The following is a 13,403-nucleotide window of genomic DNA, read 5'->3' on the forward strand; positions in this document are numbered from 1 at the left end:
GGGACTGTTCCTGTCTGTGCGGCCTCAGCCGTGCGCCACGACGGCGACCGGTGAGGTGGCGTGGTGCATCACCGCGTGGGTGATGGGACCGATGCGGGCACCGACTGCCGGACGGCGGATACGCCGGCCGACCACGACGAGTGCCGCGCCGGACGCGGCGTCGAGGATTTGGACCGCGGGCTGGCCGATGACGATGCGTGCGTCGACGGCGAGTTGCGGGTACTTCTGCTCCCAGGGGCTCAGCAGCTCGCGGAGCGTGGCTTCGAGTCCGTCGGCCATCTCCTGCTCGACACCGGGATCGAGGGCGGGAGCGTAGGAGAAGACCGGTGGGAGCGACCAGCCGTGTACGACGACGAGTGGGCAGGACCGCCGGTCCGCTTCCTCGCAGGCGAAGGCGAGGAGCCGGTCGCAGTTGCTGCGCAGGTCCACACCGAGCACCACCGGTCCGGCACCGTCCGCGTGGCCGGGCGGACGCTCTTCGCCGTCGATCGAGCGCACGAGGACGACGGGGGTCTCGGTCTCGGGGATCGTCGCCGAGCCGGTCGAGCCCACGATGAACCCGGCGACGGTGCCGAGACCTCGTGAGCCGAGGACGAGCAGGTCCGCCTCGGCTGCGGCGGAGGCGAGGGCCTTGGAGGCCGCGAGCCCTTTCGTGCCGCGGGTGCTGACGCCGAGCGTGGGGTGTTCGCGCAGCAGCCGGTCCCGCGTGAGTGAAAGGAGGTCCTCGGCCCACTGAGGACGCGGTTCGGGGGGCGGCGCGGCGAAGGGCCCGTACTGCGCCCAGTCCTCCGCGTGGACGAGTTCCAGAGCCGCACCCCGTAGTTCTGCCTCGTCGGCGGCCCAGTCGGCTGCGGCGCTGCCGGCGCTCGATCCGTCCAGACCTACCGTGATCAGGTTCGACATGGTGTTCCTCCAGCGGGCGAATGGTCGTCTTCTTTCAGGCTCTTCCGCTTGCCATACCCCTGGGAAGGTCCGAGCGGTCCAACCGGGGACCGTTCGGCCCTCCTCGCCCGCTCAGCTCTGTTCGGCCTCAGCGCAGGTGAGTCTGTTGTCGACGTCGACGACCCCGTCGACGCTCTGGCAGAGGCGGACCACCACGGGCAACAGTCCCGGCTGCGGCACGGTGCCACTGAGCGTCACCAAGCCGTCGTCGACTTCGACGGTGATGGCCGAAGGAGCGAGGTGGAGTGTCCGGGTGAGAACGTCCTCGAGGATCTCTTCCTGAATCGCGTGATCGCGGCGGAGGAAGAGCTGGATCAGATCGCTGCGACTGAGGATGCCGACCAGGCGGCCTTCCTGGTCGACCACCGGCAGCCGCTTGACCCGGTGCCGCTGCATGACGCGGGCCGCGCGCACCACGCTCCACTCGGGCCGCGCCGTGACGGCCGGGCTTGTCATCAGCTCCTCGGCGGTTGCGGCACCACCGGCGGGCCGCCGGCGGAGAAGGTCGGCTTCGGAGACGACACCCACCGGGTGGCCGGCTTCGTCGATCACCGGCATGGCGGTGATGTCGAACTCCTTCAGGAGCCGGGCGATCTCCTTGAACGCGGTCGCGCGCCGGACGGTGACGGCGCTGGGCGTCATCAGGTCCACGACACTGTGATGCCTCATGGCGGTGGTGCCTTCATGCGGAGACGGGGGCGGTGAAGTCCGTCTTGACGTCGACGACGCCCGGTACGGTACTGGCGGCGCGTACGACGATGTCTTCCATCGCGGGGTCCGGCAGCGAACCGTTGAGGTAGGCGATGCCGTTGGCGACGTGGACGTGCACCTCGACGGGGCCGTGCGTGTGGACGTGTGCTTCTGCGGGAACCTGCGGGAGCAGCTGGTACATGATCAGTTCGCGGATCTCGGCGCCGATGTCCTCGTCCGGGCGCAGGAAGACCTTGAGCAGGTCGCCGCGGCTGACGACGCCGACGAGGCGGCCGTCGCCGTCGACCACGGGAAGGCGCTTGAGGTGCCGGCGGGCCATCAGACGCGCCGCGGTGGGGAGGGTGGCGTCCTTCGTCACGGTCACGGCCGGGCGGGTCATCAGCTGCTCGGCCGTGGTGTCGCGAGCCGTTTCGGTGTCCTGGGGCTTGAGCAGCAGGTCGGCTTCGCAGACGACGCCGACCACCTGGCCGTGACGGTCCAGGACCGGAAGGGCGCTGATGTTCCACATCCGCAGCGCTTCCACGATGTCCTTGAACGCGGTTCCCCGGTCGACGGAGATCACGGCATGCGTCATGACGTCCTCGACGTTGCGCAGATGCTTCATGGCCTTCCTCCTCGATGGGACTGCCGCTACTTGCGACGGTGTGCAGGGCGACCTTCCCGTGGGGGCCGTGCACCGCACATCGGGATCCGCGAGAAGCGGGCGGACTCCTTCCGCCCTTGCTGCGTGCCCCGCACGGCCGTTCACCGGTTTCGCTCCTTCAGTCGTGGGCGATGACGGCCACGGGGGCTGCTGCGTGGTGCAGGACCGCGTGGGCGGCCGAGCCCAGGTGAGGCCCGAGGGGAGAGCGGCGCATACGACGTCCCACGACGACGAGTCCCGCGCCCTGCGAGGCCCGGACAAGATGCTCGCCCGCCGAACCCACGAAGACGTCGTGGCTGACCTTCACGCCGGGGAACTTGTGCTGCCAGGGCAGCAGCATGTCCTCCACCATGTGTGTGACGCTCCTGCCGATGTCCCGTTCGTTGTCCGGGTCGAAGAACGGGACGTAGCTGTAGGCGGCCGGCATCTTCCAGCCGTGGACAGCCCGCAGCGGGCAGCCGCGCCGGGCCGCCTCTTCGAAGGCGAACGCGAGTACCCGGTCGCACGCTTCGTGAATGTCGACACCTACGACGACCTCGGCTGCGAATCCGCTGCCCGGGCCGTCCAGGTCGTCGGCGACGCGGACGAGGACGACCGGGGTGTCGGTCGCGACCGCTGTGGACAGCGCCACCGAGCCGACGATGAATCCGACCAGGCCGCCCAGGCCGCGCGATCCCAGAACCAGCAGCCCGGCGTCGGCGGCCTCGGCCGCGAGGGCGGCGGCCGGCCGCGCTGTCAGGCAGCGGGTCGTGATCTCCAGCTGCGGGTGGCGCCCGTGCAACTCCTGCGCGGCTTCGGTCAGGGCCTGATCCGCCCAGCGGTCCACGTCCTGGCGGCCCAGGCCGGGGAACACCGGGTCCAGGGGCCAGTCCACGGCGTGCACGAGACGCAGCGGCACCTGCCTCAGGGCTGCTTCCCGCGCGGCCCAGCGTGCTGCTGCCCGGCTCTCGTCGGAGCCGTCGACTCCGACGCTCACGTGGTTCTTCATCGCTCCCGTTCCCTTCGTGCGCTCCGGCGCTCATCACCAGGGCATCGCGTGCCGGGCATGGTCCGCGTGGGTTGCCGTGTCGTCGGTGCGGGCGGTGACACGAGATGCCACCGCGACGACCCCGTCGAGCCGTTCGACGAGGGCGAGTAGTGCGGGGAGCTGGCTCCGGCGCTCGACCTGGCCGTCCAGGGTGACGATGCCGTCCACCACATGAACGTCGACGTCGCCCGCCGGCACACCGAGCACCTCCGTGAGGACTTCGTCGCTGACACGCCGGCGTATTTCGGAGTCCGGGCGCAGGAACATGCGCAGCAGGTCCCGGCGGGTGACGATGCCGACGAGCCGGTCCTCCACATCCACGACGGGGAGGCGTTCGATACTCCGGCGGGTCATCAGCCGCGCGGCGTCAGCCGCTGTCTCTTCGGCATGGACGGTGACCGCGGGCGCGGACATCACCTGCCCCGCGGACGGCGGCCCGGCTGCCGTGCCCTTCTGCTCGGCGGAATGGGAGCCAGACATCGCGTGAGCCAGCAGGTCCGTCTGCGAGACGACGCCCACCACGCGGTCCTCGTCGTCCAGGACAGGGACTCCGGAGACGTCGTACTGGGCGAGGAGCTTCGCGACGTCCTTGAAGGCCGTGCCCGGGGCCGCGGAGACGACTTCGTCGGTCATCAGGTCCGCCACCTTGAGATGCTTCATGAGGCCCTCCTGCTCCGCCGTGTCACGTGAGGCTGGTGTCCGGTGTGGGTGTTGCCCCCACCATCCGTCGCCGACCGCTGGTGAGCGAGGGCCGAACGGTCCCGTCCAGGGACCCGTAGGGGCCCGGGGTGCCGGGCGGGACGATGGGGACCTTTGGTCCCGCCCGCGGCCCCGGGCGGCCCTCTTCCCAGAGCGTCGACGGTGCCAGCGTGAGGGGTGTCCCTCAACGGCTCGGCTGGGAGGAATCGTGGAAAGCACATTCCGAACCCCGGACACCAGCTCGGTCATCGTCGGTGTGGACGGCTCGGAATCGGCGCGCGTCGCTGTTCTGTGGGCGGCCAGGGAAGCCGTCCGCAGAGACCGCCCCCTGCACATCGTCCACGGTGCCGACACCGACGGCACAGCCTTGTACCTGTCGGCGGAGACCGTCGAGCGGGTCCGATTCCACGGCCGAGAGCTCCTGGACGACACGGCGAAGGCCGTTTCGGCCGAGTATCCGGGGCTGATCGTGACCACCGAGTTCAGCCGCGCGGGCGCCGTCGACAGCCTCCACCGGGCCGGCGGGCTCCACGGCACGATCGTGGTGGGCAACCGCGGCCTGGGCGGGTTCGACTCCCTCATGCTCGGCTCGGTCGGGCTGGAAACCGCGGCGATCGCCATGACCCCCGTCATTGTCGTCCGAGGCGCCGACGGGGCCGGGGAGACCGGCACGGTCCTCGCGGCGATCCGCGACGAACACGACCTCCTGATCGCCCGGTACGCCGCCCGGGAAGCCGAACTGCACAAGGCGTCCCTGCGGCTGCTGCACGTGTGGAACATGTTCCAGTCCGTCGGTGTGGTGGTCAGCATGCTCGACGGCATCGACGAGATCGCCAGCGGCCACGCAGAGACCCTGAGGGCCGTCACGGACGTGGTCCGCGACGAGTTCCCCGACCTGGAGGTTCAGGCCGATGCGGAGAAGAGCATCTCCGTGGCCGGTGTCCTGGTCGAGGCGTCCCGGCACGCCGACCTGCTCGTCATGGGCGGGCGCCGGGTCCCAGGGCCCCTCGGACTCACCCCCCGCCTGGGCAAGGCCACGCACAGCATGCTGCACCACGCCCACTGCCCCGTCCTCCTCATCCCCCGGACCGGCAGCGACTTCGGGAGCCAGTCATGACCAGCCACCAGACAGGAAGCCACGACATCGTCGTGGGCATCGACCCGGACCGAAACTGGCACCTCGCCCTGGCCTGGGCCGCCGACGAGGCACAACGGCGCCGGCTCCCGCTGCGCCTGGTGCTCGCGGTACCGCCCCGGCACGACACCCAGCACGTCGATGCCACCCCCGGCCAGACGGCCCTGCGGCAGGCCGGATCCGACAGGCTCGAACAAGCGTGCAACTGGGTACGTGACCGTCACCCCGAAGTGAGCGTCACCGGCGATCTGCTCGGCGGCTTCCCCGTCCCTGTCCTCGGCGGCGCAGCGAGAGAAGCCCGCATGATCGTCCTCGGATCCCGGCACCTGAGCCGTACCGCCGAGTTCTTCGGCGCCGGCTCACTCGTTGTCCCCATCACCGCTCAGGCCCGTTGCCCGGTCGTCGTCGTGGGCGACGCCGAGCACATCAGCCAGCAGCCGCCCTACCTCGTCGCGGGCATCGACGGCAGCGCCTCCGCCACCGCCGCGCTGGCCTTCGCCTTCGACGAAGCGGACCTCCGGGGGGCAGCGCTGCGGGTCGTCTGCGTGTGGCAGCGGCCCCTGGTCAAGCTGGACGACGAGGAGGTGGCACTGCGGGCACAGCGCACCCTGCTCTCCGAGGCCACCGCCGGCCTGTCGGAGAAGTACCCGGACGTGCACGTGACGCACGAGGTCCTCACCGGCCACCCCATCGAGGAACTGGCCCGGGCCGCCGAGCACGCCCTGGCCGTCGTCGTGGGCCGCCGCGGACGCGGCGGATACACCGGCATGCGGATCGGATCCGTCGTCCACGGCCTCCTGCACCGCGCGCACTGCCCGGTGATCACCGTCCCCACCGGCTGAGCCCGCGATGACCAGCCGCGCGATCGACGCTCCGTCCGTCGGCTCCTCGGTCCCGGCGGGACTGACGCAGGCCGAGGCCGAACGCCGGCTGGCCCGCTACGGACGCAACGAGGTGGCACCTCCGCCGCCCACGCCCCTCCACCGTCGGGTACTGGCGCAGCTGCGTGACCCGCTGATCATGGTGTTGCTCGGTGCCGCACTCCTGACCATCGCGATCGGCGACCACCCGGACGCCATCGTCATCGGGCTGGTGGTCGTCTTCAACACGACCGTTGGGGTCTCCCAAGAGGTCCGGGCGGACCGCGCGGTGGCTGCGCTCTCCGCTCTCTCAGCCCCGCACGCCCGGGTGCGGCGCGACGGCGCCGCCTACGAAGTGGCGGCAGCGCTCGTGGTGCCGGGTGACAGCCTGCTCCTGGGGGAGGGAGACATCGTCGCCGCGGACGCCGATCTCACCGAGGCATCCGCTCTCCTGATGGACGAGTCGATGCTCACCGGCGAATCGGAACCCGTCGCCAAAACTCCCGGTGACACGGTCGGCGCAGGCACCGTCGTGGTGCGCGGGAGGGGTACCGCAACCGCCACGGCCACCGGATCCTCCAGTGCCCTCGGCCGGATCGCATCGCTCCTCGACGGGGAACACGGGCCGACCCCGCTCCAGCGCCGCCTCGCCTCCCTCGGCCGCATTCTGGCCGCAGCCACCCTCGCCCTGTGCGTGCTGTTCTTCGCCCTGGGCCTCGTACGCGGGCTTGGCGTGAGCACGATGGCCGTCACCGCCATCAGCCTGGCCGTCGCTGCGGTGCCCGAATCCCTGCCCGCCGTCGTCACCCTCGCCCTCGCCCTCGGGGCCCACCGCATGGCGGCCCGGGGTGCCCTGATCCGGCGCCTTCCGGCGGTCGAGACACTCGGCTCGGTGAGCGTGCTGGCCACGGACAAGACCGGCACCCTCACCGAGGGCCGCATGGTCGTCCAGCACGTGTGGACGCCGTCCGGAGCAGCCGACGTCTCCGGCAGCGGATACGAGCCCCAAGGAACCCTGACCCGTTCCGGACGCTCCCTGGCACCCGAGCAGCTCCGCCCGCTACAGGAGCTGCTCACCACGGCGACACTGTGCAACGACGCGAGCCTCAAACCGCCCCAGAGCGGTTCCGACATGTGGACGGCCGTGGGCGATCCCATGGAGGCCGCACTGCTGGCAGCCGCTGCCAAGGCAGGCTGTCCCGACCCGGCCCAGTTGCAAAGAGCCTGTCCCCGGATCGGAGAGGCGCCGTTCGACAGCCTGCGCAAACGGATGACCACCCTCCACCATCTGCCCGACGGCAACGTCCTGATCTGCCTCAAAGGGGCGCCCGAGGCCGTTCTCGCTCCCACGGTGCTCGCCGAGCCGCCCGAGGCCCTCGACCAGGCCCGCCGACGGGCAGCAGAGCTGGCCTCGCACGGATTCCGGGTCCTGGCTGTGGCAGGCACCGAACGGCTCCAGTGGAGTCCGCCCGCCGCCGAAGCGGAACGCGGACTGGGCCTTCTCGGCCTGATCGCCATCAGCGATCCGCCGAAAGCGACGGCAGCGGCCACCTTGGCAGCCTGCCGCGCCGCCGGCATCACCCCGGTCATGATCACCGGCGACCATCCCGCGACGGCCCACGCCATCGCCGTACGCATCGGCCTCGTAGAGGACGGTCCGGCCGATGCGGTGGTCACCGGCCCCGAGCTGGCCGCAGCGCCCGACACCGACCTGACCGCGGTCCGGGTCTTCGCCCGGACCGATCCCCAGCAGAAGCTGGACATCGTCCACGCCTGGCGGGCCCGCGGCGCAGTGACCGCCATGACCGGGGACGGCGTCAACGACGGCCCAGCCCTACGCCAGGCCGACATCGGCGTTGCCATGGGGGCACGCGGCACCGAGGTGGCCCGCCAGGCCGCCGACCTCGTCCTCACGGACGACGAGCTCTCCACCGTGGTCACGGCCGTCGAGGAAGGCCGCCGCGTCTACGACAACATCCGACGCTTCCTCGTCTACGCCATGGCCGGCGGAATGGCCGAGATCCTCGTGATGCTGGCAGGTCCTCTACTCGGCCTGGCCCTGCCGCTGCGGGCGGGGCAGATCCTGTGGATCAACCTCCTCACTCACGGCCTGACCGGCGTGGCCATGGGCGCGGAACCCGCCGCACCGGAAGCCATGCGGCGCCCGCCCCGGCCGCCCGGACAGCACATCCTGGCCGCAGGCGTGTGGCAACGCCTCCTCATCCTGGCCGCGGCCGTGACGGCGTTCAGCCTGACCGCCGGCATCGGCGCGCGCGCCATGGACCTGCCCTGGCAGAGCGTGCTCTTCCTGTCTCTGCTCGGCGCCCAGCTGGGCGTGGCCCTGGGGCTACGGGCCCGGCTGCTCACCACCCAGAACCTCTTCCTCCCCGGCTCCGTGGCGGCCTCCGCCCTCCTCGCGATGGCTGCCCTGCACGTTCCCGCTCTGCAGTCGCTGCTGGACACCCAGCCGGCCGGCTGGACCGGCGCAGGGCTCGCCACGGCGGCAGCCCTCGCAGCATTCGTCACCGCCCGGCTCCTGCGAGGCGCATTCCACAGAAAGGCATGACCATGAACGCTCATTCACCTGCGGACGGGCACGGGTTCCACGCCACGGTGGGCGACCAGATCGTCGTCGGCGGCCCCACCATCGGCAAGCCCGGCCGTGACGGCGAAGTCATCGCCCTGCACCATGACGACGGAACCCCGCCGTACGACGTGCGCTGGTCCGACACCGGCCGTACCAGCGTATTCTTCCCCGGCCCGGACGCCCACGTCCGGCACCTGCACCCGCACGACGACGGCACGCCACGGAACGAGGAGAGGCCGAACGGCGCAACGGCCTCCCACTGAGTCGAAAGGCCGGGCCTTCCGGCCGGGCATACCGTGGACGTGATGGCCATCTCGCCGTCACGTCCGGCTGGAGGTGGGCATGAGCTCAGGGGAACAGCCCACCGGGAGCGGTGTTCCTCGACTGCGGCTCGACGAACTGCTGGACGAGCTACAGGTACGGATCGACGAGGTCAGGGGCACGCGGGACCGGCTGAACGGTCTCCTTGAGGCCGTCATGTCCGTGGGCCGGGAACTCGACCTGCCGCAGGTGCTGCGCGGCATCGTCGAGGCCGCCGTGGTGCTCGTGGACGCCGAGTACGGGGCCCTCGGAGTCATCGGGAACGACAAGAAGCTGGCCGAGTTCCTGCCCGTCGGCATCAGCGACGGCCTCCGCGCCCGGATCGGAGACCTGCCCTTGGGCCACGGCATCCTGGGCGAGCTGATCCGCCATCCCGAACCGCTGCGGCTGTCGGAGCTGTCCGAGCACCCTGCCTCGTACGGGTTCCCGGCCCACCACCCGCCGATGCACTCCTTCCTCGGTGTCCCGATCCGGGTCCGCGAGGACGTCTTCGGCAACCTCTATCTGACCGAGAAGCGCGGTGGTGCCGAGTTCGACACCGAGGACGAGGCGGTCCTGTCCACCCTCGCCGTCGCGGCCGGCATCGCCATCGAGAACGCCCGGCTCTTCGAGGAGGTCCAGCTGCGCGAGCGCTGGCTGGAGGCGAACTCCGACATCACCAGCGCCCTGCTTTCGGGAGCGCCTGAGGATGAGGTCCTCGAGGGCATGCTGGAACGGGCCAAGGACATCACCGGCGCCGACATGGGCGTCTTCTACCTGCTCGGCGCAGCCGGTGAACTGCGGGGCTCCCTCGCACTCGGGACGGGAGCCGAAGCGCACCGCGGGATCGTCCTGCCCAGCACCCAGGGCACTCTCGCCGAGGCCGCGGTGGCCCGCGACGGCCTCATCACGGTTCCCGATGTGGCAGCCGACGAGCGCGTCACCGTGCAAGCCGAGCGGTGGGCGGGATTCGGCCCGGCCGTGGCCGTCGCCGTGGGCACCAAGGACAAGCTCAGCGGCGTCCTGATGCTCGCCCGGCGGCGCGGTCGCCCCGTGTTCACCACCGCGGAGGTCGCCTTGCTTCCGGGGTTCGCGAGCCAGGCCGCCCTCGCGTTCGAACTCGCCGACCGGCGCCGTGCCACCGAGCAGATGAGCCTGCTGGAGGACCACGACCGCATCGCCCGCGACCTGCACGACCTCGCCATCCAGCGCCTCTTCGCCACCGGTATGACCCTCCAGAGTGCTCAGCGCTTCGTCGACCACCCCCAGGCGTCCGAACGCCTCGCCCGCGCCGTGGACGACCTCGACACCACCATCAAGATCATCCGTTCGACCATCTTCGGGCTCCGCGAGCACGAAGCCCCCGGTCAGGCACCCAAGTTGCGCTCCCGCACCGTCCAAGCCCTGGACGAGGCAGCCGCAGCCCTCGGCTTCGCCCCCGCCCTGCGGATGGAAGGGCTGATCGACACCGACGTACCGTCGGCCGTCGCGGAGGAGGCCCTCGCCGTCGTGGGGGAAGCCCTCAGCAACGTCGCGCGCCATGCCGGGGCCGCGCGGGCCGAGGTCTCGATCGTCGCCGCCGACGGGAACCTGACCCTCACCGTGACGGACGACGGCGTCGGCCTGTCCGCGGGCGGCCGGCGCAGCGGACTGCGCAACCTGGCAGAGCGCGCCGAGAGACTGGGCGGCCGGATGGACGTCGCAGCGCGGGTCGACGGTGAGCCGGGCACTCGCCTGGAGTGGCAGGTGCCCCTGGACCCGCCCCGGGTGTGACCGTCGCCGACGTTCCTACTGCTTCGCAGTCCCGATGTCCTGCTCGTGTACCTGGGCGGCGATGACGGCGGCCTGGACCCGGCGCTCCACGCCGAGCTTCCCCAGCAGCCGTGAGATGTGGTTCTTGACCGTCTTCTCGGACAGGTAGAGCCGCTTCACGATCTGGCGGTTCGTGAGGCCCTCGCCGATGAGCTCCAGCACCGCCCGCTCGCGTTCCGACAGAGCCGCCAGCCGGGCGTCATCCGGTTCCCTGGCGGTCTCGGGGTCCCGCAGGGAGTGCATGAGACGTGCGGTGGTGGCCGGGTCCAGCATGGACTGCCCGGTGGCCACCGTCCGTACGGCGGAGACCAGATCGGAGCCCTTGATCTGCTTCAGCACGTATCCCGAGGCACCCGCCATGATCGCGTCCAGCAGCGCGTCCTCGTCATCGAAGCTCGTCAGCATCAGGCAGGCCAGGGCCGGCATGCGAGAGCGCAGCTCGCGGCAGACGGTGATGCCGTCGCTGTCGGGAAGCCGTACGTCGAGCACGGCCACGTCCGGGCGCAGCGCCGGCCCGCGGGCCAGCGCCTGCTCGGCCGTGCCCGCCTCACCGACGACGCTGATGTCCGGTTCGGCGTCCAGGAGGTCTCGCAGCCCGCGCCGGACCACTTCGTGGTTGTCGAGGAGGAACACCCTGATCGGCGCCTCGGCGGATGCCTTCGGATCATCGGACATGATCGCCCCTGGTTCGGTCCCCATGACGTCTTCCGTCCGAATTGTCCCAGGGAGGTGGGCAAAGCACTCCGTGGCCGTGCGAAGGCTCTAGGCAGCAACGGCGCCGTTCAGGTCCATCCGGACGTCCACGACACCCTCGACCGCGCGGATCGCCTGTGCGAGCAGGGGGACCAGGGCCCGGTCCCGCAGCGGGCCGCGCAGAGTGACGACGCCGTCTTGCACGGCGAAGTCCACATCCACGCCCGGTATCAGCTCGGCGAGCACGCTCTGGCGGATCTCCTCCTGGAGCTCCTCGTCGGGCCGCAGGAACACGTTCAGGAGGTCACTGCGGCTCACCACACCTTCCAGCATGCCGAGCGCGTTCACCACGGGCAGGCGTTTGACGTGCCTGAGCGCCATGATCCGGGCGGCTTCGGCTACGGGTGCGTCAGGGTGAACGGTGATCGCCGGGCTCGACATGAGTTCCTCGGCGAGCACCCCGGCGGCCTTCGACGCCTCCTCCAGCTGACCGGGCAGAGAGGGATCCGTCCGCCGGAACTCCTCTTTCGGCAGGAGATCCGCCTCGGAGACGACTCCGACGACCCGGCCCTCGCCTTCCAGGACGGGAACGGCGCTGACCTTCCACTGGTGCATCAGCTCGACGATCTCCTTGTAGGACGCCTCCCGGCCGATGGCGACGGCGGTGTGCGTCATGACGTCACTGACGGTGTAGCGGGATGCGGGCATGACCGGCTCCTTCGCTGTGCGGAGGATCAGAGGAAGCTGCCGCTGCCGTAGGGCGCGTACAGATCGAGAAGGCGCACGCGGGCGGCCTGCAGGCGGTTGGCGAGGACCTGCCCGACCCAGCGGCCCAGGGCCGAGCCGAAGGCGGCGTCGGCGTCCATCAGCGTCCGTACGCGCTCCGCGTCGAACTCGTACGCGCGGACGGGCGTCATCGCTTCGGCGCCCAGACGCCAGGCATACGGCTTGAAGAGCCACGAGCAGCCGACCAGCTGGCCGGCGCCGAGGCTCTCGATGACCGCGGCGCGCCGCCCGGGCACATGGACATCCAAGGTCACGGTGCCGGACCGGACGATCCAGAACCGGTCGGCGTGGCCACCTTCGCGGAAGAGGTGGGTCCCTTCGTCGAAGTTGACCTCTTGGGCCAGCTCCATCAGACGGGAACGGCAGTCGGGGGGCAGCGCCTCAGAGATGCGGGTGGGTGAAGGGGTGCTCATGAACGGCCTCCTGTTCGAGTCCGTCTTCAGTCTTGGCCCTGCAACCGGTCCCGGGGATGGGCCCTGTGGCCCCGTCCGTGGGCCGACCGGCCCATGCCCGGGATCGGTACAGCCGGAGATCCTGGTACCAGACGGCCGGCACGCGGCCGTCGACCCCGTCCACCCGGTAGGTGCGCGATGTACTGGAATGGCCATGGCATGGGGGCCTGGGGATGGTTCGCCATGTCCCTCACCACGCTGATCGTCTGGAGCCTGATCGTCGCGGCTACCGTCCTTGTGGTCCGCGCCCTCAGCCGAGACGGTGCGGACGGGCGCACAGCGCCCGCGCCTGACCCAGCCTCCGACAAGGGGGCCGAGAGACTTCTCGCGGAACGATTCGCCAGAGGCGAGATCGACGACGAGGAATACGGCCGGCGGCTCGCGGTGCTGCGAAGCCATGCCCCGGGCTAACGCCCCTTTGAGGAGCCGACAGCGGCCAGGGGCACCGGCCTCCCGCCCGCTTGACCAAGGACGCACACACGATGAAGAGCGACCCGGCCGATACGACCACCAGCTCGCCTGCCGTCAGCATGCCGGGACGAAAGATGGAAGAGCTCAGCGCGGACGAGGCGCTGCAGTTGCCGGATTCCGTCGAACTGGGCCGGATCGTGTTCACCCGTCACGCGCTGCCCGCCGTGCGTCCGGTCAGCCACCTTCTCGACGCCGACGACATCATCGTCCAGGCCCAGGACGGCTCGACGCCGGCAGCCGTGCTCGCAGCCCAGGGGGATGCGGGGGTGGACGAGGTGCGCGGCG

At 70.8% G+C, this 13,403-nt stretch carries 14 protein-coding genes and 1 pseudogene; 7 read left to right on the forward strand and 8 right to left on the reverse strand.

Translation table 11 applies throughout. The annotated features are described in order from the left end of the window. Positions 1–24 precede the first annotated feature (24 nt). From ABZ716_RS05370 to ABZ716_RS05390, 5 genes are all read right to left on the reverse strand, one after another. Entirely contained in the window at positions 25–903 is an 879-nt protein-coding gene (locus ABZ716_RS05370; RefSeq protein ID WP_358956709.1) for a universal stress protein, read from the reverse strand. Positions 904–1,014: 111 nt separating this feature from the next. Then, positions 1,015–1,611 carry a CBS domain-containing protein gene (locus ABZ716_RS05375; protein ID WP_358956712.1) on the reverse strand — a complete coding sequence of 199 codons (597 nt, stop codon included), beginning with the start codon at positions 1,609–1,611 and terminating at the stop codon, positions 1,015–1,017. A 13-nt stretch (positions 1,612–1,624) separates the two neighbouring features. After that, positions 1,625–2,257: a CBS domain-containing protein gene (locus tag ABZ716_RS05380; RefSeq protein WP_358956714.1), complete on the reverse strand. Its 633-nt coding sequence runs from the start codon at positions 2,255–2,257 to the stop codon at positions 1,625–1,627. 157 nt (positions 2,258–2,414) lie between these two features. Further along, entirely contained in the window at positions 2,415–3,284 is an 870-nt protein-coding gene (locus ABZ716_RS05385; protein ID WP_358956717.1) for a universal stress protein, read from the reverse strand. A 33-nt stretch (positions 3,285–3,317) separates the two neighbouring features. After that, positions 3,318–3,983, reverse strand: a complete 666-nt coding sequence (locus tag ABZ716_RS05390; RefSeq protein WP_358956720.1) for a CBS domain-containing protein — start codon at positions 3,981–3,983, stop codon at positions 3,318–3,320. Positions 3,984–4,230: 247 nt separating this feature from the next. On the opposite strand from ABZ716_RS05390, the gene ABZ716_RS05395 reads away from it, so the two are divergent. From ABZ716_RS05395 to ABZ716_RS05415, 5 genes are all read left to right on the forward strand, one after another. Further along, a complete protein-coding gene (locus tag ABZ716_RS05395; protein WP_358956722.1) occupies positions 4,231–5,139 on the forward strand; it encodes a universal stress protein in 909 nt (302 codons plus the stop codon). After that, on the forward strand, positions 5,136–5,999 hold the full coding sequence (locus ABZ716_RS05400) for a universal stress protein (RefSeq protein ID WP_358956724.1): 864 nt from the start codon (positions 5,136–5,138) through the stop codon (positions 5,997–5,999). The genes ABZ716_RS05395 and ABZ716_RS05400 overlap by 4 nt, the downstream gene beginning before the upstream one ends. A 7-nt stretch (positions 6,000–6,006) precedes the next feature. Next, the gene (locus tag ABZ716_RS05405; RefSeq protein WP_358956727.1) at positions 6,007–8,583 is read left to right on the forward strand and encodes a cation-translocating P-type ATPase; all 2,577 of its coding nucleotides are present in this window, start codon (positions 6,007–6,009) and stop codon (positions 8,581–8,583) included. Positions 8,584–8,585: 2 nt separating this feature from the next. After that, complete coding sequence (locus ABZ716_RS05410) at positions 8,586–8,867, forward strand: DUF1918 domain-containing protein (RefSeq protein WP_358956730.1); 282 nt, start codon at positions 8,586–8,588, stop codon at positions 8,865–8,867. Positions 8,868–8,946: 79 nt separating this feature from the next. Then, entirely contained in the window at positions 8,947–10,677 is a 1,731-nt protein-coding gene (locus tag ABZ716_RS05415) for a GAF domain-containing protein (RefSeq protein ID WP_358956733.1), read from the forward strand. 15 nt (positions 10,678–10,692) lie between these two features. Here the strand turns inward: ABZ716_RS05415 and ABZ716_RS05420 are convergent, their stop codons facing one another. From ABZ716_RS05420 to ABZ716_RS05430, 3 genes are all read right to left on the reverse strand, one after another. After that, the gene (locus tag ABZ716_RS05420) at positions 10,693–11,391 is read right to left on the reverse strand and encodes a response regulator transcription factor (protein WP_358956735.1); all 699 of its coding nucleotides are present in this window, start codon (positions 11,389–11,391) and stop codon (positions 10,693–10,695) included. 87 nt (positions 11,392–11,478) lie between these two features. Next, the gene (locus ABZ716_RS05425) at positions 11,479–12,117 is read right to left on the reverse strand and encodes a CBS domain-containing protein (protein WP_358956738.1); all 639 of its coding nucleotides are present in this window, start codon (positions 12,115–12,117) and stop codon (positions 11,479–11,481) included. Positions 12,118–12,143: 26 nt separating this feature from the next. Then, on the reverse strand, positions 12,144–12,608 hold the full coding sequence (locus ABZ716_RS05430) for a cyclic nucleotide-binding domain-containing protein (RefSeq protein WP_358956741.1): 465 nt from the start codon (positions 12,606–12,608) through the stop codon (positions 12,144–12,146). A gap of 222 nt (positions 12,609–12,830) precedes the next feature. On the opposite strand from ABZ716_RS05430, the gene ABZ716_RS05435 reads away from it, so the two are divergent. Both ABZ716_RS05435 and ABZ716_RS05440 read left to right on the forward strand, forming a co-directional pair. Beyond that, the gene (locus ABZ716_RS05435) at positions 12,831–13,058 is read left to right on the forward strand and encodes an SHOCT domain-containing protein (RefSeq protein WP_358956744.1); all 228 of its coding nucleotides are present in this window, start codon (positions 12,831–12,833) and stop codon (positions 13,056–13,058) included. Positions 13,059–13,192: 134 nt separating this feature from the next. Beyond that, positions 13,193–13,306 (forward strand): annotated as a pseudogene (locus ABZ716_RS05440) (pyridoxamine 5'-phosphate oxidase family protein); the annotation flags it as partial. Positions 13,307–13,403 lie beyond the last annotated feature (97 nt).

Origin of the sequence: Streptomyces sp. NPDC006687, assembly GCF_040636215.1 — a bacterium.
Taxonomy (GTDB): Bacteria; Actinomycetota; Actinomycetes; order Streptomycetales; family Streptomycetaceae; genus Streptomyces.

What these genes read in the sequence shown, in the direction of transcription:
- ABZ716_RS05370 (WP_358956709.1), bottom strand. Translation starts at nt 903, where the DNA reads ATGTCGAACCTGATCACGGTAGGTCTGGACGGATCGAGCGCCGGCAGC.
- ABZ716_RS05375 (WP_358956712.1), bottom strand. Translation starts at nt 1,611, where the DNA reads ATGAGGCATCACAGTGTCGTGGACCTGATGACGCCCAGCGCCGTCACC.
- ABZ716_RS05380 (WP_358956714.1), bottom strand. Translation starts at nt 2,257, where the DNA reads ATGAAGCATCTGCGCAACGTCGAGGACGTCATGACGCATGCCGTGATC.
- ABZ716_RS05385 (WP_358956717.1), bottom strand. Translation starts at nt 3,284, where the DNA reads ATGAAGAACCACGTGAGCGTCGGAGTCGACGGCTCCGACGAGAGCCGG.
- ABZ716_RS05390 (WP_358956720.1), bottom strand. Translation starts at nt 3,983, where the DNA reads ATGAAGCATCTCAAGGTGGCGGACCTGATGACCGACGAAGTCGTCTCC.
- ABZ716_RS05400 (WP_358956724.1), top strand. Translation starts at nt 5,136, where the DNA reads ATGACCAGCCACCAGACAGGAAGCCACGACATCGTCGTGGGCATCGAC.
- ABZ716_RS05405 (WP_358956727.1), top strand. Translation starts at nt 6,007, where the DNA reads ATGACCAGCCGCGCGATCGACGCTCCGTCCGTCGGCTCCTCGGTCCCG.
- ABZ716_RS05410 (WP_358956730.1), top strand. Translation starts at nt 8,586, where the DNA reads ATGAACGCTCATTCACCTGCGGACGGGCACGGGTTCCACGCCACGGTG.
- ABZ716_RS05415 (WP_358956733.1), top strand. Translation starts at nt 8,947, where the DNA reads ATGAGCTCAGGGGAACAGCCCACCGGGAGCGGTGTTCCTCGACTGCGG.
- ABZ716_RS05420 (WP_358956735.1), bottom strand. Translation starts at nt 11,391, where the DNA reads ATGTCCGATGATCCGAAGGCATCCGCCGAGGCGCCGATCAGGGTGTTC.
- ABZ716_RS05425 (WP_358956738.1), bottom strand. Translation starts at nt 12,117, where the DNA reads ATGCCCGCATCCCGCTACACCGTCAGTGACGTCATGACGCACACCGCC.
- ABZ716_RS05430 (WP_358956741.1), bottom strand. Translation starts at nt 12,608, where the DNA reads ATGAGCACCCCTTCACCCACCCGCATCTCTGAGGCGCTGCCCCCCGAC.
- ABZ716_RS05435 (WP_358956744.1), top strand. Translation starts at nt 12,831, where the DNA reads ATGTCCCTCACCACGCTGATCGTCTGGAGCCTGATCGTCGCGGCTACC.